General features: G+C 55.0%; 23 protein-coding genes and 2 tRNA genes. 15 read left to right on the top strand and 10 right to left on the bottom strand.

What is annotated here, in order from left to right; genetic code table 11:
• Positions 1-30: 30 nt before the first annotated feature.
• Positions 31-690: a ribonuclease T gene (gene rnt, locus INF61_RS05075; protein WP_193547567.1), complete on the top strand. Its 660-nt coding sequence runs from the start codon at positions 31-33 to the stop codon at positions 688-690.
• Positions 691-768: 78 nt separating this feature from the next.
• Here rnt and grxD read toward each other — a convergent pair whose 3' ends face one another.
• Positions 769-1,116 (bottom strand): monothiol glutaredoxin 4, encoded by a 348-nt coding sequence (gene grxD, locus INF61_RS05070; protein ID WP_003832760.1) that lies wholly within the window; start codon positions 1,114-1,116, stop codon positions 769-771.
• Positions 1,117-1,454: 338 nt separating this feature from the next.
• Here grxD and INF61_RS05065 point away from each other — a divergent pair, with 338 nt between their 5' ends.
• Both INF61_RS05065 and sodB read left to right on the top strand, forming a co-directional pair.
• Positions 1,455-2,213 (top strand): C40 family peptidase, encoded by a 759-nt coding sequence (locus tag INF61_RS05065; RefSeq protein ID WP_017384605.1) that lies wholly within the window; start codon positions 1,455-1,457, stop codon positions 2,211-2,213.
• Positions 2,214-2,335: 122 nt separating this feature from the next.
• Complete coding sequence (gene sodB / locus INF61_RS05060; RefSeq protein ID WP_017693553.1) at positions 2,336-2,917, top strand: superoxide dismutase [Fe]; 582 nt, start codon at positions 2,336-2,338, stop codon at positions 2,915-2,917.
• Positions 2,918-2,954: 37 nt separating this feature from the next.
• On the opposite strand, the gene INF61_RS05055 is transcribed toward sodB, so the two are convergent.
• Complete coding sequence (locus tag INF61_RS05055) at positions 2,955-4,121, bottom strand: MFS transporter (RefSeq protein WP_023303560.1); 1,167 nt, start codon at positions 4,119-4,121, stop codon at positions 2,955-2,957.
• 161 nt (positions 4,122-4,282) lie between these two features.
• On the bottom strand, positions 4,283-4,372 hold the full coding sequence (locus INF61_RS05050; RefSeq protein ID WP_003857632.1) for a YnhF family membrane protein: 90 nt from the start codon (positions 4,370-4,372) through the stop codon (positions 4,283-4,285).
• A 297-nt stretch (positions 4,373-4,669) separates the two neighbouring features.
• On the opposite strand from INF61_RS05050, the gene purR reads away from it, so the two are divergent.
• On the top strand, positions 4,670-5,695 hold the full coding sequence (purR, locus tag INF61_RS05045; RefSeq protein WP_003857634.1) for an HTH-type transcriptional repressor PurR: 1,026 nt from the start codon (positions 4,670-4,672) through the stop codon (positions 5,693-5,695).
• A 17-nt stretch (positions 5,696-5,712) separates the two neighbouring features.
• Here the strand turns inward: purR and punR are convergent, their stop codons facing one another.
• Entirely contained in the window at positions 5,713-6,624 is a 912-nt protein-coding gene (gene punR, locus INF61_RS05040) for a DNA-binding transcriptional activator PunR (RefSeq protein WP_003857638.1), read from the bottom strand.
• 113 nt (positions 6,625-6,737) lie between these two features.
• Between punR and punC the strand changes: the two genes are divergently transcribed.
• Entirely contained in the window at positions 6,738-7,937 is a 1,200-nt protein-coding gene (punC, locus tag INF61_RS05035) for a purine nucleoside transporter PunC (RefSeq protein WP_193547566.1), read from the top strand.
• A 298-nt stretch (positions 7,938-8,235) separates the two neighbouring features.
• Positions 8,236-9,384: a cyclopropane fatty acyl phospholipid synthase gene (gene cfa / locus INF61_RS05030; protein ID WP_017384609.1), complete on the top strand. Its 1,149-nt coding sequence runs from the start codon at positions 8,236-8,238 to the stop codon at positions 9,382-9,384.
• Positions 9,385-9,415: 31 nt separating this feature from the next.
• On the opposite strand, the gene INF61_RS05025 is transcribed toward cfa, so the two are convergent.
• Entirely contained in the window at positions 9,416-10,057 is a 642-nt protein-coding gene (locus INF61_RS05025; protein ID WP_015570688.1) for a riboflavin synthase, read from the bottom strand.
• Between the two features lie 225 nt (positions 10,058-10,282).
• Between INF61_RS05025 and mdtK the strand changes: the two genes are divergently transcribed.
• The 4 genes from mdtK to INF61_RS05005 all read left to right on the top strand — a co-directional run bounded on the left by mdtK (position 10,283) and on the right by INF61_RS05005 (position 13,685).
• Complete coding sequence (mdtK, locus tag INF61_RS05020; RefSeq protein ID WP_017384611.1) at positions 10,283-11,656, top strand: MdtK family multidrug efflux MATE transporter; 1,374 nt, start codon at positions 10,283-10,285, stop codon at positions 11,654-11,656.
• 153 nt (positions 11,657-11,809) lie between these two features.
• A tRNA-Val gene (locus INF61_RS05015) sits at positions 11,810-11,886 on the top strand.
• Between the two features lie 4 nt (positions 11,887-11,890).
• Positions 11,891-11,967: transfer RNA gene (locus INF61_RS05010), tRNA-Val, on the top strand.
• A 122-nt stretch (positions 11,968-12,089) separates the two neighbouring features.
• A complete protein-coding gene (locus tag INF61_RS05005; protein ID WP_032648112.1) occupies positions 12,090-13,685 on the top strand; it encodes an FAD-NAD(P)-binding protein in 1,596 nt (531 codons plus the stop codon).
• 28 nt (positions 13,686-13,713) lie between these two features.
• Here INF61_RS05005 and INF61_RS05000 read toward each other — a convergent pair whose 3' ends face one another.
• Together INF61_RS05000 and INF61_RS04995 are read right to left on the bottom strand one after the other, a co-directional pair.
• Entirely contained in the window at positions 13,714-14,349 is a 636-nt protein-coding gene (locus INF61_RS05000) for a carbonic anhydrase (protein WP_015570694.1), read from the bottom strand.
• 72 nt (positions 14,350-14,421) lie between these two features.
• Positions 14,422-15,204, bottom strand: coding sequence for an MBL fold metallo-hydrolase (locus INF61_RS04995; RefSeq protein WP_193547565.1), 783 nt, complete (start codon positions 15,202-15,204; stop codon positions 14,422-14,424).
• 125 nt (positions 15,205-15,329) lie between these two features.
• Here INF61_RS04995 and INF61_RS04990 point away from each other — a divergent pair, with 125 nt between their 5' ends.
• Positions 15,330-15,470 (top strand): hypothetical protein, encoded by a 141-nt coding sequence (locus INF61_RS04990; RefSeq protein WP_003857665.1) that lies wholly within the window; start codon positions 15,330-15,332, stop codon positions 15,468-15,470.
• A gap of 60 nt (positions 15,471-15,530) precedes the next feature.
• Here INF61_RS04990 and INF61_RS04985 read toward each other — a convergent pair whose 3' ends face one another.
• Positions 15,531-16,937 (bottom strand): DUF1996 domain-containing protein, encoded by a 1,407-nt coding sequence (locus tag INF61_RS04985; protein ID WP_193547564.1) that lies wholly within the window; start codon positions 16,935-16,937, stop codon positions 15,531-15,533.
• Positions 16,938-17,081: 144 nt separating this feature from the next.
• Positions 17,082-17,249, bottom strand: a complete 168-nt coding sequence (locus INF61_RS04980; protein ID WP_032648103.1) for a hypothetical protein — start codon at positions 17,247-17,249, stop codon at positions 17,082-17,084.
• Positions 17,250-17,494: 245 nt separating this feature from the next.
• On the opposite strand from INF61_RS04980, the gene INF61_RS04975 reads away from it, so the two are divergent.
• From INF61_RS04975 to INF61_RS04960, 4 genes are read left to right on the top strand one after another with little or no spacing between them, the layout of a single operon-like run.
• Positions 17,495-18,325, top strand: a complete 831-nt coding sequence (locus INF61_RS04975; RefSeq protein ID WP_044488997.1) for an ABC transporter substrate-binding protein — start codon at positions 17,495-17,497, stop codon at positions 18,323-18,325.
• Position 18,326: 1 nt separating this feature from the next.
• Complete coding sequence (locus INF61_RS04970; RefSeq protein WP_015570698.1) at positions 18,327-19,142, top strand: amino acid ABC transporter ATP-binding protein; 816 nt, start codon at positions 18,327-18,329, stop codon at positions 19,140-19,142.
• Entirely contained in the window at positions 19,142-19,888 is a 747-nt protein-coding gene (locus tag INF61_RS04965; RefSeq protein WP_015570699.1) for an amino acid ABC transporter permease, read from the top strand. Before INF61_RS04970 ends, INF61_RS04965 begins: the two co-directional genes overlap by 1 nt.
• Positions 19,872-20,558 carry an amino acid ABC transporter permease gene (locus INF61_RS04960; protein WP_015570700.1) on the top strand — a complete coding sequence of 229 codons (687 nt, stop codon included), beginning with the start codon at positions 19,872-19,874 and terminating at the stop codon, positions 20,556-20,558. Before INF61_RS04965 ends, INF61_RS04960 begins: the two co-directional genes overlap by 17 nt.
• On the opposite strand, the gene fumD is transcribed toward INF61_RS04960, so the two are convergent.
• A complete protein-coding gene (fumD, locus tag INF61_RS04955; RefSeq protein ID WP_003857676.1) occupies positions 20,539-20,748 on the bottom strand; it encodes a fumarate hydratase FumD in 210 nt (69 codons plus the stop codon). The two genes, INF61_RS04960 and fumD, sit on opposite strands and share 20 nt — an antisense overlap.
• Between the last annotated feature and the right edge of the window lie 89 nt (positions 20,749-20,837).

Genomic DNA, 20,837 nt, shown 5'->3' with positions numbered 1-20,837 from the left:
ACTGCTTTTTCCCCCTTGTAAGAGACCCTGATGTCCGATAACGCTCAATTTACCGGTCTGTGCGACCGTTTTCGTGGTTTTTATCCCGTTGTCATTGATGTTGAAACAGCCGGATTTAACGCTAAAACCGATGCGCTGCTTGAGATTGCCGCCATCACGCTGAAGATGGATGAACAGGGCTGGCTTATACCGGACACCACGCTGCATTTCCACGTTGAACCCTTTGAAGGGGCAAACTTACAGCCAGAGGCGCTGGCCTTTAACGGTATCGATCCGACAAACCCGCTGCGCGGGGCGGTAAGCGAATACGAGGCGCTGCACGCCATTTTCAAAATGGTGCGCAAAGGCATGAAAGAGAATGACTGTAGCCGCGCCATCATGGTGGCCCACAATGCCACCTTTGATCACAGCTTCACAATGGCTGCCGCCGAGCGTGCCTCGCTCAAGCGTAATCCATTCCATCCGTTTGTGACCTTCGACACCGCCGCGCTGAGCGGCCTGGCGCTGGGGCAAACCGTGCTCTCTAAAGCCTGCATCACGGCGGGTATTGCGTTTGACGGCACCCAGGCGCATTCCGCGTTATACGACACCGAGCGTACGGCGGAGCTGTTCTGTGAGATCGTCAACCGCTGGAAACGTCTCGGCGGCTGGCCGCTGCCGATGGGCGACGAGGCCGATCTTCAATCGTAGGTTGGGTAATCAATAGCCCCACAGGACAAAAAAAAGCGACCAACATAATGTGGTCGCTTTTTTATATCCGCAGAAAACTTACTCTGCGTCCGGCTCTTCGGTTTTATACTTCGCCGCAGTCTCTTTGATCAGCTGTTGCAGTTCGCCGCGCTGATACATTTCAATCAGGATGTCGCATCCGCCGACCAGTTCACCATCAACCCACAGCTGTGGGAAGGTCGGCCAGTTGGCGTATTTTGGCAGTTCAGCGCGAATGTCCGGGTTTTGCAGGATATCAACGTAAGCAAAACGCTCACCACAGGCGGACAGCGCCTGAACCGCTTGCGCGGAGAAGCCGCAGCTTGGCAGCTTCGGAGAACCTTTCATGTACAGGAGAATCGGGTTTTCAGCGATCTGGCGCTGAATTTTTTCAATAGTGGTGCTCATGTCTTGCTTCCTTTAACTTCTGTTACGGCATCAGTCTGACATTGTAGCGGGTCAGACCGACATCGGAAAATAACATTTTTGTCACGTCTAATTATATTATCGCTTATCGCATAAAGTTGCATTGCTAATGTCGTTTATCCCCAGACGAGGTGCGGTTTTGCTTAAGGAGCGAACAGGAGTGCGTCAGAATGGTGAATTTTTTTGCACTTGCTAACGAAACATAATTTTTGAATGAAAAATGCTATTAACTTCTTCTGAATTTATGGATTAGAATCGACAGGTTTTGTAAATCTCACGCGGGTATGCATTGTGGCCTGCATTTATCAGGGGACTGCCCAGTGGCGCGGATAACTAAAATCTCGATGACGCTCTGTGCTTTACTGTTTACCACACTCTCATTTACGCCAGCGGCGAACGCCTCTGAACAGGCGCGGCATTCTGCTGTACAAAAATCGCATCTGGCAAAAACCACAGAACGTAAGAAAAAAACCACCAGTAAAACAGTAAAGAAGAAAACCACCGCTCAGACCAAAAAGACCGCCTCCAGTAAACCCAAAACTCTCCGTTCCGGCACGCACAAAACCACCCGCACGACCGCCAGCCTGGTGAATGAAAAATGCACCGTGCGCAAAGGCCATAAAACGAAATGCGCAAAAGTGACGAAGCTGGCTGACGTGCATAAAGCGCGTATGCAGAAAGCGCAAAAAACGGCGATGAACAAACTGATGGGGCAAATAGGTAAACCGTATCGCTGGGGTGGCACCTCTCCGCGCACCGGTTTTGACTGTAGTGGGCTGGTTTATTATGCCTATAAAGATCTGGTGAAGTTTCGCATTCCACGCACCGCCAATGAGATGTACCATCTGCGCGACGCCGCGCCTGTAAACCGTGGCGAACTGCAAAATGGCGACCTGGTGTTCTTCCGCACCCAGGGACGCGGTACGGCCGATCACGTTGGGGTGTATGTGGGTAACGGTAAATTTATCCAGTCACCGCGCAGCGGTCAGGACATTCAGATCACCTCTCTCAGCGAAGATTATTGGGTGCGCCACTATGTGGGTGCGCGCCGCGTGATGACGCCAAAAACCATTCGCTAAACCCTGCCCTGCCGCCTCCATGGCAGGGTAAGTTCCTCTTTTGCATACCCTTTCAATTTGCTATTCTGTCCTTGTTGTCTGTAGGGTTATTGGCAACGTATAAAACTATAAGGAGAGAAGCAATGTCGTTCGAATTACCTGCACTACCGTATGCAAAAGACGCCCTGGCCCCGCACATTTCCGCGGAAACCCTGGAGTACCATTACGGCAAGCATCACCAGACCTATGTCACCAACCTGAACAATCTGATCAAGGGCACCGATTTTGAAGGCAAAACGCTGGAAGAGATCGTGCGCAGTTCAGACGGCGGCGTATTCAACAACGCCGCACAGGTGTGGAACCACACCTTCTACTGGCACTGCCTGGCCCCCAATGCAGGCGGAGAACCTACCGGTGAGCTGGCGGCAGCGATTAACGCCGCGTTCGGCAGTTTCGCGGATTTTAAAGCGAAGTTTACTGACGCAGCCGTTAAAAACTTTGGCTCCGGCTGGACCTGGCTGGTAAAAGAGGCTGATGGCAAACTGGCTATCGTTTCCACTTCTAATGCGGGTACCCCTCTGACCACCAGCGCCACGCCGCTGATGACCGTGGACGTATGGGAACACGCCTATTACATTGATTACCGTAATGCGCGCCCGAACTACCTGGAACACTTCTGGGCACTGGTTAACTGGGAATTTGTTGCGAAGAACTTCGCCGCGTAAGAGACACGCAGAAGGGGCAGCCCTTCTGCGTTTTTGTTTATTCCGCCGTACACACCGCTTCAGGCTGTTTACGACCAGACATCATCACCAGCAGCAGGCCGAGTGCGGCAATGATCGCCCCCATCACCGGCACAAAGCTGTAACCCAAACCACCGGAGATCACCGCCCCGCCCGCTGCGGCCCCCAGCGCATTGCCCAGGTTAAACGCACCGATATTCACCGACGAAGAGAGCCCCGGCGCTTCGTGCGCAACGCGCATTACGCGCATCTGCAACGGTGGCACCACGGCAAAGGTTGCGGCGCCCCACACCACCATGGCAATCGCGGCACCCACTTCGTTACGCGCCAGCCACGGGATCGCCACCATGATGACAATCAGCAGCGTTAAAAAACCTTTCAGCGTCCCGCTGACGGAGCGGTCGGCAAATTTCCCGCCGAGATAGTTGCCAATCGAGAACCCGACACCAATCAGCACCAGCATCGCGGTAACAAAGAGTGGCGTTGCGTGGGTAATGTCGTGCAGCACCGGGGAGATATAGGTGTAGAGCGTAAACATCGCCCCCGCCCCCAGTACCGTGGTGAGCAGCGCGGACAACACCTGAGGACGCATCAGCACCGCCAGCTCTTTACGTACTTCCGGACGTTCTCCCGCACTTCCTTTCGGCAGTGAGAAGAACAGCGCAACCATCGCGACCACGCCCAGTCCGGCGGTTACGAGGAAAGACATACGCCAGCCGATGGCTTCTCCCAGCCAGGTGGCAGCGGGAACGCCGCCGATATTAGCGATGGTGAGGCCCATAAACATAGTGGCTACCGCGCTGGCCTGCTTATGTTTTGGCACCACACTGGCGGCGACAACCGAGCCCAGTCCGAAGAAGGCGCCATGATTGAGGCTGGTCAGAATGCGCGAAAGCATCAGAGTGGTATAATCGGGCGAAATCGCGGAAAGCACATTTCCGAGGGTGAAAATCGCCATCAGGAAAATCAGCGCATTGCGGCGAGCGCGGTGCGAAAGCAGCAGCGTCATCAGCGGCGCGCCCACCATCACGCCAATCGCGTAAGCGCTAATTAACATACCAGCCGCAGGGATAGAGACGTCCACACCCCGGGCGATAACAGGCAATAACCCCATAGGGGAGAATTCAGTGGTGCCAATCCCAAAGGCGCCAATCGCCAGGGCCAGCAGGGGAAAATTGATTTTCATGAAGAGACTCCGGATACCGTGCCATAACCCGGCACAGAACTAAGAAGTCAAAAGCATGACATCAATCACAAAAAATGAGAAGTTAACATTTTGGCAAAAGATTTTTGCCGGAGAGGTAACAATAGCGGCAAGAGAGGGAGAAAGTTCTCCCTCTGCCTGAATCAGTGCAGTGCAGCGGTTAAACCACCGGCAACAATCAGAGCAAGAACAACAATGGTGGTAAACAGCGAAAACTTCAGATCGGTACTCATCAATTTTTCTCCTTTTATTCACCCTACGAAAAGTGAGCTTGCTCATTTTTACACAGTTCAGGTCAAAAATCTTCCAGGATTTAAACGGATATCCACTTTACCTCTTCCCCTTTTCATCAAGATAGGACAAAATTCCACGCTAAATTTATTAGCGTACCGGCCACTGACCCCCTCCTGACGTCCTGTGTCGTTTTCCCGGCGTGTCGCAACTCATGTTTGCGTGATAAGGGTGAGAGAAGGCAAACGTTTACCTTCAATTTTTTCAGGAGCTTAGGATATGGTCTGGAGTGACATTTAATGGCAACAATTAAAGACGTAGCAAAACGCGCAAACGTTTCCACTACAACCGTATCACATGTTATTAACAAAACGCGTTTCGTCGCTGAAGAGACGCGTAATGCCGTCTGGGCGGCAATCAAAGAGCTGCACTACTCGCCAAGTGCGGTCGCCCGCAGCCTGAAGGTTAATCACACCAAATCGATTGGTCTGCTGGCCACCAGCAGTGAAGCGGCCTACTTTGCTGAAATCATCGAAGCCGTTGAAAAAAACTGCTTCCAGAAAGGCTATACCCTGATTCTGGGCAACGCGTGGAACAACATTGAAAAACAGCGCGCTTACCTGTCAATGATGGCGCAAAAGCGCGTCGACGGCCTGCTGGTAATGTGTTCTGAATACCCCGAGTCGGTCCTTTCCATGCTGGAAGAGTATCGCCACATTCCGATGGTGGTCATGGACTGGGGCGAAGCGCGCGCAGACTTTACCGACTCCGTTATTGATAACGCCTTTGAAGGCGGCTACATGGCGGGGCGTTATCTGGTAGAACGCGGTCATCGTGAAATTGGCGTGATCCCGGGTCCGCTGGAGCGTAACACCGGGGCTGGCCGTCTGGCCGGTTTCATGAAAGCGATGGAAGAGGCGCTGATCACCGTGCCGGAAAACTGGATTGTTCAGGGCGACTTCGAGCCGGAGTCGGGCTATCGCGCCATGCAGCAGATCGTCTCCCAGCCGCATCGCCCTACCGCGGTGTTCTGCGGCGGCGACATCATGGCGATGGGCGCGCTCTGCGCGGCGGATGAACTCGGCCTGCGCGTCCCGCAGGATATCTCGGTGATCGGCTATGACAACGTGCGCAACGCCCGCTTCTTTACCCCGGCGCTGACCACCATTCACCAGCCGAAAGATTCGCTGGGTGAAACGGCCTTCAATATGCTGCTGGACAGGATCGTCAACAAGCGTGAACAGTCCCAGTCCATTGAAGTTCACCCGCGCCTGATTGAACGCCGTTCCGTTGCGGACGGTCCGTTCCGCGACTACCGTCGTTAATCTCATTACGGGGCCAGCTATGCTGGTTCCCGCAACCACTCCCGGTTCAGCGTTTCGCTGTCGCCCAGATAATCCAGCAGCCAGGCCATGGCGGGCGAGACGTCGTTTTGCTGCCACGTCAGACAGCACGCGGCATCCGGGAAGGGGTTTTCCAGCGTCAGAGCCACCCACTCTCCCGCGTCGATGCGCGGGCGCGCAAAATGCACCGGCACCATGCCAACGCACAGCCCCGCGCTCAGACAGGTGGCCGACGACTCCCAGTCCGGCGCGACCACGCGGCGTTGATTATCCAGCAGCCAGGTAATGCGCTTGGGCAGCGAGCGGGAGGTATCTTCCAGCACCAGCGAGGGCCAGTTGCGTAAGGTGTCATCGCTCAGCGGCCCTTCCAGCGCCGCCAGCGGGTGATCGCGTGCGACCACGCAGGTCCAGCTCAGCATGCCCATGTCGCGAAACGCGTAGCGCCCCCCAACCGGGATCGCCTGGGTTGCACCAATCGCCATCTCCGCCCTGCCGTCCGCCAGCGCATCCCAGACGCCGTTGAACACTTCCTGCGAAACACGCAGTTCGACGTCGGAAAAATGACGATAGAAATCGACGATCATCTGCCGGGTCCGCTCCGGCTTAACGATGTTATCCACCGCGATAGCGAGATGCCCGCGCCAGCCGTTGGCGATCTGCTGGCACTGCTCACGGGTGATCTGCATTTTTTTGATAACAGACCGCCCTTCCTTCAAAAACCACGCTCCGGCAGGCGTGAGCTCCACGTCGCGATGGCGCCGCTCGAACAGCGGGACCGCCAGCCACGCTTCCAGCTGGCGCACCGTATAGCTGATAGCCGAGGGAACGCGATGCAGCTCCTGGGCGGCACCGGTAAAGCTGCCGTTACGCGCCACGGCATCAACCACTTCAAGGGAATAATCTGACCACATATTTAGCCTGCAAAATTTTTGAATGCACCCGCCAAATATTAGCGTTTCACAAGCCGCTTTGCACTCCCTACACTCTGCGCCAACGTACACCTGCCTCCTCAGGAGAAAAAACAGTGCAACCCAGGAAAGGATTTTTAGTCTGGCTCGGCGGCTTAAGCGTGCTGGGCTTTTTGGCGACCGATATGTATCTGCCCGCGTTCGCCGCGATGCAGGAAGATTTGCAAACCCCTGCCGCCGCCATCAGCGCCAGTTTAAGTTTGTTCCTCGCCGGCTTTGCTTTTGCGCAATTGCTGTGGGGGCCGCTCTCGGATCGTTTCGGCCGTAAGCCCGTCCTGTTGTTGGGTCTGGCGATTTTTGCCGTAGGCTGTCTGGGCATGCTGTGGGTCCGCGATGCCGCCTGGCTGCTGGCGCTGCGCTTTATTCAGGCGGTCGGTGTCTGCGCCGCAGCGGTGACCTGGCAGGCGCTGGTGACCGATTACTACCCCGCCTCGCGCACTAACCGCATATTCGCCACTATTATGCCGCTGGTCGGCCTGTCGCCGGCGCTTGCCCCGTTACTGGGCAGCTGGATCCTGGCGCATTTCGACTGGCAGGCCATTTTCGCCACGCTCTTTGCTATTACGCTGGTCCTGATGCTGCCTGCTTTCGGGCTTAAACCTGCGCATAAAAAAGAGACGCATCCGGACGCAAAGCCCATCACCTTTACCTCTTTACTGCGGTCGAAAGCCTATCGCGGTAACGTGCTGATTTATGCTGCCTGCTCTGCCAGCTTCTTTGCCTGGCTAACCGGTTCGCCGTTCATTCTGCATGACATGGGCTACAGCCCGGCGGCTATCGGCCTGAGCTATGTACCACAGACCATTGCCTTCCTGGTGGGTGGCTATGGCTGTCGCGCCGCGCTGCAAAAATGGGAAGGCCAACAGATGCTGCCCTGGCTGCTGGTTTTGTATGCGCTAAGCGTGATTGCGACCTGGGCTCTCGGCTTTATTCCCGGCGCCGGGCTTGCAGAAATTTTGATTCCGTTCTGCGTCATGGCGATCGCTAACGGGGCCATCTACCCTATTGTTGTAGCCCAGGCGTTGCGTCCATTTCCGCAGGCGACAGGCCGCGCTGCCGCGCTGCAAAATACCCTGCAACTTGGCCTGTGCTTCCTGGCAAGTCTCGTGGTCTCTGCGTTGATTGCAACCCCGCTGCTCACCACTACCAGCGTGATGCTGGTCACCGTTGCGCTGTCGGGTTTGGGCTATCGCATGCAGTCCTCAGCCCATCGCGAGCAGAGTGAAAACGCGCAGACAGAAACGTCGCACGCCTGATTGCGCGGGAAACTATGTTAAATACCAGTGATTAGGTTGCTAACAATTTTCTGTTGAATCACCAAATTTTGCGGCCTATACTAAATTTGGTTCGATTAAATACGATAAATATTAAGTGTTAACGGGAGCCGGAGCGCTCCCGTTTTACCATGGAAGGCATTTCGGCAAGGGTTATCTCCCTTCCTCTGTTCTACGTCGGATATTAGCCTCGCGGGCATTTACCGTGAGATTTCTCACAAACCAAAAAAGCGTCTACGCTGTTTTAAGGTTCTGATCACAGCAAGGTGATGGAGAAGCTATGAGTTCATCGTGTATAGAAGAAGTCAGCGTTCCGGACGATAACTGGTCCCGGATCGTCAGTGAACTGTTGGGACGTGCGGGCATTACGATTAATGGCTCATCCCCCTCCGATCCCCAGATAAAGCATCCCGATTTTTTCAAACGCGTGTTACAGGAGGGGTCGTTAGGGCTGGGTGAAAGCTATATGGACGGCTGGTGGGAGTGTGAGCGGCTGGATATGTTCTTCTCCAGCGTATTACGCGCCGGTCTTGAAAAACAGCTCCCTCGTCATTTCAAAGATACCTTACGTATTGCCTCCGCCCGCCTGTTCAATCTGCAAAGTAAAAAACGGGCGTGGATCGTCGGTAAAGAGCATTACGACCTGGGCAACGATCTGTTCAGCCGTATGCTCGATCCTTTAATGCAGTACTCCTGCGGATACTGGAAAAAAGCGACGACCCTGGAAGAGGCGCAGCAGGACAAGCTGCAACTGATCTGCGATAAATTGCAGTTACAGCCCGGTATGCGTGTGCTGGACATCGGCTGTGGCTGGGGTGGTCTTGCCTGGTTTATGGCTAAAAATTACGGCGTCAGCGTAGTCGGCGTCACGATTTCGGCTGAACAGCAGAAGATGGCGCAGGAACGCTGTCTGGGTCTGGATGTTGATATTCGGCTTCAGGACTACCGCGACCTGAACGAGCAGTTCGATCGCATTGTTTCCGTAGGTATGTTCGAGCACGTGGGGCCGAAGAACTACAAGACTTACTTCGAGGTCGCCGATCGTAACCTGAAGCCTGAGGGAATTTTCCTGCTACACACCATCGGCTCTAAACGCACCGATAACAATGTGGATCCCTGGATCAACAAATATATCTTCCCGAATGGCTGTTTACCCTCTGTTCGCCAGATTGCGAACGCCAGCGAACCGCATTTTATTGTGGAAGACTGGCATAACTTCGGCGCAGATTACGACACCACCCTGATGGCCTGGCATGAACGTTTCCAGGCTGCATGGCCTGAAATCGCCGACAACTATTCGGAACGATTCAAACGGATGTTTAGCTATTATCTGAATGCCTGTGCGGGCGCGTTCCGTGCGCGGGATATACAGCTTTGGCAGGTGGTGTTTAGTCGTGGGATTGAGCACGGTTTGCGTGTGGCTCGCTGAAAAAATAACCCCGGTTAACCGGGGTTATTTTTTATTCTTCTTCCATGGTTTTAATTATCGCCGCCTCTTTCGCCGCCAGTACGCGCTCAACGGTATCCACGACCGCCTGGGTCTGGGGATCAATTTCGATATTTACGCGCTGCCCCAGTTTTTTTGCGCCAAGCGTAGTACGTTGCAGCGTTTCAGGAATTAAATGCACGCAAAAACGCGTTGGCGTCACTTCACCGACGGTCAGACTAATCCCATCGATGCCAATAAATCCTTTATACAGGATGTATTTCATTAATGACGGATCCTGCACCTTAAACCAGATTTGACGGTTATTTTCCGAGGTCACGATTTTCGCCACTTCTGCGGTGGTCATAATATGGCCCGACATCAGATGCCCGCCAATCTCATCGCTGAATTTCGCCGCACGTTCAACGTTGACGATATCTCCCACCACCAGCTCACCCAGGTTAGTGATGCGCAGCGTCTCTTTCATTAAATCAAAGCTAATCTGGTTACCGTTAATTTCGGTCACCGTCAGGCAGCAGCCGTTATGCGCTATCGACGCCCCGGTTTCAATGCCGTCGAGCATATATTCAGGCAGCTCAACCACGTGAGTGCGGAAATTCGGTTTTTCATCAATGGACACCACTTTGGCAGTGCCCTGCACAATACCAGTAAACATGCTTACAGCTCCTGTTCATTCCGAACGGCGATGACACCGTATAATCCCACCACAATAACAGTTGAAAAAACAGGTTGCCAGTGATGCGCAATTTCTGGCGATTTTTTCACTAGATAATTAGTTAAACCCCGCTACAATAGCTGGCATCCCTCTGTTTTTTCTTCTTGCTGCCAGTAACGGCGGCCTTTTTAGTCTCTCAAATAACTACAATACAAAGGTGTTCACGTGCAGAAGTATATGATCGAAGCGCGTCAGTTATTGGCACTGGCCATACCGGTGATCGTCGCGCAGGTAGCCCAAACCGCAATGGGATTTGTGGATACGGTAATGGCCGGTGGTTACAGCGCCACCGATATGGCCGCCGTGGCGATCGGAACCTCAATCTGGCTTCCGGCCATTCTTTTTGGTCACGGCCTGCTGCTGGCGCTGACGCCGGTTATCGCGCAGCTTAACGGCTCCGGTCGACGCGACCGCGTGGCCCATCAGGTGCGCCAGGGCTTCTGGCTGGCCGGGGGTGTCTCCGTCCTGATTATGATCGTCCTGTGGAACGCCGGGTATATTATTCGCGCCATGCATAATATCGACCCGGCGCTGGCGGATAAGGCGGTTGGTTATCTGCGCGCCCTGCTCTGGGGCGCGCCCGGCTATCTGTTCTTCCAGGTGGCACGTAACCAGTGTGAAGGGCTGGCAAAAACCAAGCCGGGCATGGTGATGGGCTTTATCGGCTTGCTGGTGAACATTCCCGTGAACTATATCTTCATTTACGGTCATTTTGGCATGCCGGAACTCGGCGGCGTGGGCTGCGGCGTGGCAACGGCTGCGGTGTACTGGGTGATGTTCGGCTGTATGCTCACCTACATTAAACATGCGCGATCCATGCGTGACATTCGTAACGACACCTCGTTCAGCGCACCTGACTGGACGCTCATGACCCGTCTCATTCAGCTGGGGTTACCCATTGCGCTGGCGCTGTTCTTCGAAGTGACGCTGTTTGCCGTCGTCGCCCTGCTGGTCTCGCCGTTAGGGATTATTGATGTGGCAGGACACCAGATCGCCCTGAACTTCAGCTCTTTGATGTTCGTCCTGCCGATGTCCCTGGCTGCTGCGGTGACGATTCGCGTGGGCTTCCGTCTGGGGCAAGGCTCGACGCTGGATGCGCAAACGGCAGCCCGCACCGGGCTTGGCGTCGGCGTCTGCATGGCAGTCTGTACCGCACTCTTTACCGTGCTGTTGCGTGAGCAAATTGCCCTGCTCTATAACGACAACCCGGAGGTAGTGACCCTGGCCTCGCATCTGATGCTGCTGGCGGCCATTTATCAGATCTCTGACTCCATCCAGGTGATTGGCAGCGGCGTGCTGCGTGGGTATAAAGATACGCGTTCCATCTTCTTCATCACCTTTATCGCTTACTGGGTGCTGGGCCTGCCGTGCGGGTACATTCTGGCGCTCACGGATCTGGTAGTGGATCGCATGGGGCCAGCCGGATTCTGGATGGGCTTTATCATCGGCTTAACGTCTGCGGCCATTATGATGATGCTGCGTATGCGCTTCCTGCAACGTCAGCCGTCTGCGGTAATTTTGCAGCGCGCTGCACGTTAATGACACAGTAGCCGCCGGCTGGCGGCTACTTTCTCTTCACTTTGCGCGGTAATGAAGCAATCGCGTGAAATCAGAGAGAAAAATGCATTTTCCCTCTTGCCACCTTGGGGCTGTGCCGCTAATATTCGTCCCCGTTGTCACCGACAACACAATGCGTTCATAGCTCAGTTGGTTAGAGCACCACCTTGACATGGTGGGGGTCGTTGGTTCGAGTCCAATTGAACGCACCATTCTGCGTCCGTAGCTCAGTTGGTTAGAGCACCACCTTGACATGGTGGGGGTCGGTGGTTCGAGTCCACTCGGACGCACCATTTCAGTCCTGAAATGGTGCAAAATTCCTCTTCAAAACGTCTTAATTTTTTCCTTCATTGAATGATTTAACCTTTCTCCTGCTACGCTTATTTTATGGTTCAGAAATGCAGGAACGCTTTCGATGAAAAAAATCGCCATTATCGGCTCAGGTCCAACAGGGATTTATACCTTTTACTCACTTCTTAACAACGCAGCACCGCTTTCGATCACCGTGTTCGAAAAGGCAGACCAACCCGGTGTCGGGATGCCCTACAGCGACGAGGATAATTCCCGGCTGATGCTGGCGAACATCGCCAGTATCGAAATTCCGCCCATTTTTATTACCTATCTCGACTGGCTCAAACAGCAGAGTGCGGCCCATCTTGCCCGCTATAACGTCGATAGTGAGAAACTGCACGACCGGCAATTCCTGCCGCGTATTCTGTTGGGTGAATATTTTCACGATCGGTTTCTTGCCGTCGTTGCTGAGGCGAAAAAGTCTGGCTTTCATGTCGAGGTGCACCCCAACGCAGAAGTCACGGATATTAAGGCTGATGCAGACGGCGTGGCCCTTTCAGTGAACGATGCCCCTTTCTCAAGGCGGTTTGATCTTGCGGTTGTTGCCACCGGCCACGTCTGGCCTGATGAAGATGAAACCACCCGCGCATATTTCCCAAGCCCATGGTCAGGGCTGATGGACGCGGAGATCCGAGCCTGTGAGGTGGGGATCATGGGTACTTCCCTCAGCGGGCTGGACGCTGCAATGGCGGTTGTGATGCAGCATGGCCGGTTTAGCGGGGAGCAGTTCGTTGTCAATAAAGGCAGCGAAGGGCTAAAAATCACGCTGATGTCCCGCACGGGCGTTCTGCCGGAGGCCGACTTTTACTGCCCTATCCCTTATGAACCGCTGTCCGTGTTAACGGAGTCTGTGGCGGAAAGTGAAATCGCCAAAGGCCCGGACGGGCTGCTTGACCGCATCTTTGCGCTGATGGTGAAAGAGCTCGAGCTGGCCGATCCGCGCTGGTGCCAGGCGATATCGCTCGTTACGCTGAATGCCGACACGCTTCGTGATGTCTGGTTTGAGGATCGTAAAAAGCATGGCCCTTTCACCTGGGCCGAAGCGAATCTGAAAGAAGTGGAGCGCAACAAGCGCGAAAAACGCACCGTTGCCTGGCGCTATACCGTGCTTCGTCTGCATGAAGTGGTTCAGGCCATCGTCCCTTCACTCAGTGAGCGTGACAGAGAGCGGTTTAAATCCGGGCTGGAGCGTGTGTTTATCGATAATTATGCCGCCATTCCACCGCAGTCTATCCGCCGTTTACTGGCGCTGCGCGAGGCAGGGATCATTAGCGTGGTCGCACTCGGTGATAATTACGACCTGGATATCGGCAGCGATCAGACCGTCATCACCACGGCAGAAAAGCGTTACCGCTTCGACGTGTTTATTGATGCGCGCGGGCAAAAGCCACTCAGAAACAAGGACATTCCCTTCCCCACCCTGCGTAAACAGCTTGCGGAAACCGGCGATGACGTCCCGGACGTGGGGGAAGACTATACGTTGCTGGCGCCTGCATCACTGCGGGGGCGCATCGCTTTTGGGGCGATCCCCTGGCTGATGCACGATCATCCCTTTGTTCAGGGTTTGTCTGAGTGCGCTGAAATTGGTAAAGCGATGGCGAAAGCGGCTGGAAAACCTGCGACAGGCGTGCGAAGGAAGTTACCATTCATGGAATTTTAACAGAGCTTCCCTGCCCTGCGGGGTCGGGTTACTCGAAGAAGACGTCCGGGTTTTCCGACAGCGACACGAACGATTTAGTGTTCTTGTCCAGGGCAAGGATTTTGCCGCTTTCAATGTCATATACCCAGCCGTGCAGGCGAATGGCGTTGTTGCGCAGGCCTACCGCCACCGACGGATGGGTCTTGATATTGCTCAGCTGCGCAAAGACGTTCTCCTGCACCATCGCATTCACTTTATCGATTGGCTTATCCCAGGTTTTCTTCTCAACCACCGCTTTTGCCGCATCAGAATAGCGCAGCCAGTGGGAAACGGCCGGCATCGGCTCCAGATCGGCGTTGTCAGCAATCGCCTTCATTGCGCCGCAGTTGGAGTGGCCGCAAATAACGATATCGGTCACGCCCAGGGCAACAACAGCATATTCGATGGTCGCAGAGACACCGCCAGGCTCCGGCCCGAACGGTGGCACAATGTTGCCCGCGTTTCGAATGACAAAGAGCTGTCCTGGCTCCTGTTGCGTAACCAGTTCCGGAACCAGACGGCTGTCGGAGCAGGAGATGAACAGCGCTTTGGGATTCTGACTGGACGCTAAACTACGAAAAAGCTCTTTACGTTGCGGGAAAATCTCTTTTTGAAAGCTGAGAAAACCTTCAATGATATGTTGCATAGCCATTTCTCTTTTATCTGTTTTAGTTTAGGTATGATCGCGATCACACTCGTAAAATTTAACCACCGCACCTTAGCGGAGACAAGCAATATATTTCTGGCCCGACCGCTGCACGATCTCATCCGCGTTCGCCGGGATGTTCTGCCCTTCAAAGGCCCCGTACAGGCGCTGGTACGTTTTCCCTGTCAGTCGACCGATCATCGACTCAACGGTGCGGGCAGGCAGCGGCAGCATATTCGGATAACTCCACATAAACGACACGGCGTCCTTACCGGGCGTAACCTGCAAAATATCACCGGCCAGCAGCACGCCGTCGCCTGACTGCCAGTGCAGCACCGTGCCGCCGGCAAAATGCCCGCCCAGCCGCAGCAGAGTCACCAAAGGCATAATCTCCAGGGCGTCCTCCTCCCAGAAGCGTATCGCCGGGCTGTCAAGCATCACCCACTGCCGATCGCTGGCGTGCAGGTAGATCGGTGCGTTAAACGCCGCGGCCCACTCCTGCATGGTGGTGTAGTAATGCGGGTGCGAAATCGCGATCGCGCTGATCCCCCCGAGCGCGTCAACTAACGCTCTGGTCGCCGGGTCAAGATTGGCGATACAGTCCCACAGAACATTGCCCTGTGGCGTACGCAGCAGAAGCGCCCGCTGGTTGATGGCAAAAGCGGGAACGGTTTTGATGCTGAACAGTTGCGGCTCCAGCTGTTGCCATTTGTTGGTGTGCGTAGTCGTAAGGCTGTCGAAGTCCGTCCATGTCTGGCCCGTCACCGGGACATACTGACGCTCATCGTCGCAAATCGGGCAGTTTTTGGGCTGTTCATCGTAAGCGGTACCGCAGGTTTTACAGAGTGTAATCATCGGCTTTCCTCAGCAATAAATCACTGAGTATGGCAGGGATTATCCATATGTGCTGAGGGGTGCCTGGCCCGCTTTTTTTGACTTATACTATGCCAGTATCAAAAACTGAATAACGCAGGTGGCACATGGAAATTGATCTCGATAACTTAGTCTTTAACGGGCTGGATGAAGCAGAAGAGCGCAACGCGGAACGTCTCGACGATGCGGATAAAAAAGCCCAGGCGATTGTCGCCGATGACGACTGCGGCGATGCCTGCAAGATCTGAAGAAAAAGCACCGGGCTCCCCGGTGCTTTTTTTTTTATGAATGCCTTTTGCTACCCGCTATCAGATCTCCGGCGTTTTGCTAAACCCGGTCAGCATCAGGATCAGGCTTTGGGGAGATGACCCCGTCTCAAACTGATAGTGATTTCCCTGACGATCGCCGCCGATATACCACGAAATGTCGGTTTTCCCTTCTGCCAGCGCCTTGCGCACCGCTTTATCCACGTCCACCATCCGGTATTCGCGGGAGTGGTTCAGGTACACCACCGCATCCGAGCGATAGTTGCAGGACGGTCGTGACTGCCAGCTCACGGTGGCCGGTTCCCAGTCGTTACTCGCCGGATAGAAGAAGATTTGATCCGCGCCGTCAGTTTCCACTTTCCCGCCATAAATTCTCACGCGGTATTTAAACTGGGCAGGATCCTGTCCGGCAGGCAGCGGAGGGATGTTGAACTTCACCAGCGACAATGTTTCGCTGTTTTTCGTGCGTCCACCGTTCTTCCAGTTATCCTGCACCAGTAAGACCTGGGGATCGGGCTGTGAAAGTGCCGGTTCCATGCTGCTGAGCCAGACGTTAGCCTTCGCTTTTGAATAACCATACGGCACGGTGGTGCCGCAATCCATTCCACGGTTCATGCACAGGTCGGTCATAAATCGCGCGGCATCTTCCGTCCAGCCGTTCATGAAGTCAGCATGCGCCGTATACAGGCTCCCCCACCGCTCTTCACGCTCACTGCCATGCATGATGGGGTCGAGGGAAAGCTGGACTTTGCTGGTATCCAGAGAGCTAATTGTCGGAAGCACGTACGCAATATTCATGTTCACCGTCGGGATCTTCACCGGGAAGGCGGACGGACACTGTCCTTTCGTATCGTAGGTGGCGTTAGCCAGGCCGTGGGCGGGCTTCAGGTTGACCCCGTCCCAGCAGTTCGGGAACTGAATGCCGATATTAAACTGCACGGCATCCTTCGCCTTGCGTAAGCCGCAGACTTCACCCGTTCTGGTGGTGTAGCCCTTGCCATTGGCGCATAAAAAGGTGATATGCGTATTTGGCGCGGTGCCATGATGATCGCCCGCCAGCAGCGACAGCCCCGGCGGAAACGGATGAAGCGGCCAGGCGTCAACGTTCGATGCCTGATAATAGGTTTTTTGATAGGCGGGTTTGACTACCGTTCCGTCCGGCAATTTTAGCGACGGAGCCCAGTAGGCCGAGCTGTCTGCTTTGTTATCGCAGGTGGTCTTTTCCTGGGTACGCAGAGATTCACGGCTGGAGTAAGCATCCGCGTGCACGTTACCAAAAAAATCGTGCAGCATAGCCTCATTGGGCATGCCGAACATCATAATGGCATCATCGCCGAGGGTGTGGGAATAACTGCATACAACATGCGCCTGTGGACCAGCGTGTGCCGCCTGCATGGTAAGCAGAAGTGCTGAGGCAGAAAGCGCGGGGGTTAATACTGTCCGTTTCATTATTATCTCCATCTGTGAAAGGAGATAGTGGTAACAAAACGGCCATCATTTACCGAGGATTTGCCTGGGTATTTTTCCCTTCATCCTCGCTTTACAGACACCACGCACAGCTCATTCCAGTACATTTCGCGCGTCCGGCGCAGTTCAGCGTGACGTTTTATCATGGAACCACTCCGGGTCGATGTTGGCTACGTCCACGCCATACAGGCTGGCGACAGGTAGTATTGACTCAAGAACACGTTGCGCGCTGTTCTCCGCATTCATTGGTCGGGGCGCAAAAAACCGCCGTAACGTGCTTATCCATTTTTTCATCGTCATTACCCTTCTCGCTTAACCTGTCCTCAGTTAAACACCCAAATTGCGCCCGGGGGAAATATCAAAATCCACTGTCGATGTGCAGGATCTGCAAATAGCGCCCCGCCGTCTGCTCTCTTCTTTAACACCTTGTTCACTCATGCTTTTTTTCTCATAGCAAAGAACGATTTCTTATTTGGCGATAGCTTTCCCTTATGGGAGCGTAACGGGGTAAAACAAAAACAACGGGATGGCGTATGACTATGGCTGCAAAAATGAAAGGGTTTAAAAAACGGGCGCAGGTTCTGGGATTAGTGGCAGCCTGGGGCCTGGTTTCAGCGCAGGCGCAGGCCGATCGGCTGGCGGATATCAAGGCAGCAGGCGTGGTGAAAGTGGCCACGTTTGATGCCAATCCACCCTTTGGCTCGATTGATGCCAAAACGCATGAGATCGTGGGTTACGACGTGGACTTCGCCAAAGCGCTGGCGAAATCGCTCGGCGTCAAGCTTGAACTGGTCGCCACTAATCCGGCTAACCGTATACCGCTGCTACAGTCCGGAAAAGCGGATCTCATCGTGGCGGATATCACGATCACTCCGGAACGCGCACAGGTCATTGATTTCTCAACGCCTTACTTTGTCACCGGCCAGCAGTTCCTGGTTCCGGCAAAATCACCGGACAAGCTTGATGACTATAGCCGGGCACGCATTGGCGCCGTAAAAGGTACGACGGGTGAACAGGCGCTGCACCAGCGTTTTCCGCAGTCCCGCGTCCTCTCTTATGATGATATTCCGCTGGCGCTGACGGCACTGCGCAATGGCAACGTGCAGGCCATTACCCAGGACAGCACCATTCTGGCCGGTCTGCTGGCGCAGGCGCCGGATAAAGCCGACTTCAAAATCCTGCCCGACCTGCTCAGTAAAGAAGAGATTGGCGTGGGGGTGAAAAAGGGTGAAACGGCGCTGCTGAAAGCCGTTAACGATGAGCTGGTAACCCTGGAGAAAAACGGCCAGGCGGCAAAAATCTATGACGTCTGGTTCGGTCCAGGCACCCCAGCTCCACAGCCTCGTAACTTTAAAATAGAAGCCCGGTAATATGCTCTCAGGTTTATTTTCACGCTCCGCGGCCAATGCCGCGGATTTTTCACGTCTGGAACAGGCCAGCGTTGAGTTTCGCCATGTGGACAAACGCTACGGCGACCATCCGGTTTTAACCGACATTAACCTCACCATCATGCCGGGTGAAGTGGTTGCCATTCTCGGCCCTTCGGGTTCCGGAAAATCGACCCTGATTCGGCTTATCAACCAGCTTGAGAGCCTGAGCGGCGGGGAGATTCTGATCGACCACAAGCCGACTGGACAGCTTTCCGGCAGCAGGCTACGTCAGTTACGCAGCCGCGTCGGGTTTGTGTTCCAGCAGTTCAATCTCTATGCCCACCTTACCGCCAGTCAGAACATCACCCTGGCACTGGAGCACGTTCACGGCTGGAAACCCCTTCCCGCCCAGGAGCGCGCGCTGGCGCTGCTGGAGAAGGTCGGCATGCTGGAGAAGGCGCACCGCTTCCCCGCTGAACTTTCCGGCGGACAGCAGCAGCGCGTGGCGATTGCCCGTGCTCTGGCCTCGTCGCCGCAAATCATTCTCTTTGACGAGCCGACGTCGGCACTCGACCCGGAAATGATTGGCGAAGTGCTGTTTGTGATGAAAACCCTCGCCCACAGCGGGATCACTATGATTGTCGTTACCCATGAGATGCAGTTCGCCCGGGAAATTGCCGATCGAATCGTCTTTATCGACGGCGGAAAAATTCTGGAAACCGCGCCCCCGGCGCAATTTTTCAATCAACCGTCGCATCCCCGTGCGAGGCGTTTCCTGCAAAAAGTGCTGGATCCGCTGCATCAGGAGCAACTGTAATGCCCGCTCTGGACTGGCAGGGGGTGCTGGCCGGACAGCCCCTGCACTGGATCCTCTCCGGATTTCTCACCACTCTGTGGGTGACGCTGGCGGGGATTATGCTGGCCAGCCTGCTCGCCTTGTTCTTTATGCTTTTGCGGCTTTCCGGGGGACGTTTCGGGACATTGATCGTCAGCGGCTGGGTATCGCTGTTTCGCAATACGCCGCTGCTGGTACAGCTGCTGTTCTGGTATTTCGCCGCCTGGAACGGGTTGCCGCAGGGGCTGCGTGACGCGGTGAACGCAGACCACAGCTGGTCCATTTTGCCCGGTGACGTCTGGTGGTTTACGCCCGAGTTTTTATGCTCCGCCTGGGGGTTAGGCGTCTTTACCTCGGCGTTTTTAATCGAAGAAGTGGAATCGGGGCTGCGTTCCGTGCCTGCCGGACAGCGGGAGGCGGCGCTCGCTCAGGGATTTTCCTCATGGCGTCTGTTTCGCTACATTCTTCTGCCTCAGGGGCTCGCTAACGCGTGGCAGCCGGTCGTCGGCCAGTACCTTAACCTGATGAAGCTCTCCTCGCTCGCGAGCGGGATTGGCTTCGCCGAACTGACCTACCAGGTCCGCCAGATAGAAAGTTACAACGCCCATGCACTGGAAGCCTTCACCGTCGGTACGGTGCTCTACTTGCTTACCGGGATGGTGACGGGAAGCGTGCTGGTGCGCCTCGGCCCCCATTCAGGGAGGAAATATCATGATCCCCGGATTTAACGTTATTGTCGAAAACCTGGATTATCTGCTTTGGGGACGTGCGGCTGCGGGAGAACCCGGCGGCGTACTGCTCTCACTGCTGATGGCCGCAGGCGCCGCCGCGCTTGCCCTGCCCGGCGGGATTGTGCTGGCTTGCGTCGCCTGGCGCTATCCCGGCGTGGTGCGCAGTGCGCTGTTTGCGTGGGCAGAGTTGATTCGCGGGATCCCCCTGATCTTCGTGATATTCTGGATGTGGTATCTGCTGCCACTGATAACCGGCAGGGATCTCCCGGGCGCGACGACCGTCACGCTGGCGCTGGCCTGGTTTACCGCGGCTGCGGTGATGCATTCGGTGTTAGCCGGACTGAGAGCCCTGCCGTCGGGCCAGAATGAGGCCGCGCTTTCTCAAGGGTTCAGTACGCAGCAAACGCTGTGGCGCGTGCTGCTGCCGCAGGCGCTGAGAAATATTCTGCCGTCGCTGGTGGGGATTTTTATCAGCCTGCTGAAGGATACGTCGCTGGCGTTTATCGTGAACGTTCCTGAACTGACCACGGTGGCGGGACAGATCAACAACCGGGTGCAAATTTACCCGGCGGCCATTTTTATCTTCACGGGTGTGATCTATTACCTGCTCTGCTGCTCGCTTGAGCTGCTCGCGAAGCGCTGGCGAGTTAGCCGGCCAGCGCTTTAACCACCGTTTCCATCGCTTTGGTGGTCAACTCACTGCGCTTAACGCGCTGGTTCGCCAGCGCGGTACGCAGAACGCCCGCAATGACAATATGTTTCGGCTCCTGCCCTAAATCACGCATTTCGAGAACGACCTTGCCTACCACCCGACACATCTCCTGGTACAGCGCTTCGTCTTTGGTCACATTGCCCATTGCCATCACTCCGTTGCCCTAAACCGTCAGCTTAAATCATTCGTCGGCTGGATACAAAAAAGAAGCCCGGCGTGTAGTTCGCCGGGCTT

Source organism: Enterobacter cloacae complex sp. P18RS, from assembly GCF_014982105.1.
GTDB lineage: Bacteria > Pseudomonadota > Gammaproteobacteria > Enterobacterales > Enterobacteriaceae > Enterobacter > Enterobacter hormaechei_C.
The sequence above is the reverse complement of the archived record's forward strand: the minus strand, read 5'-3'. Positions and strand labels throughout refer to the sequence as shown.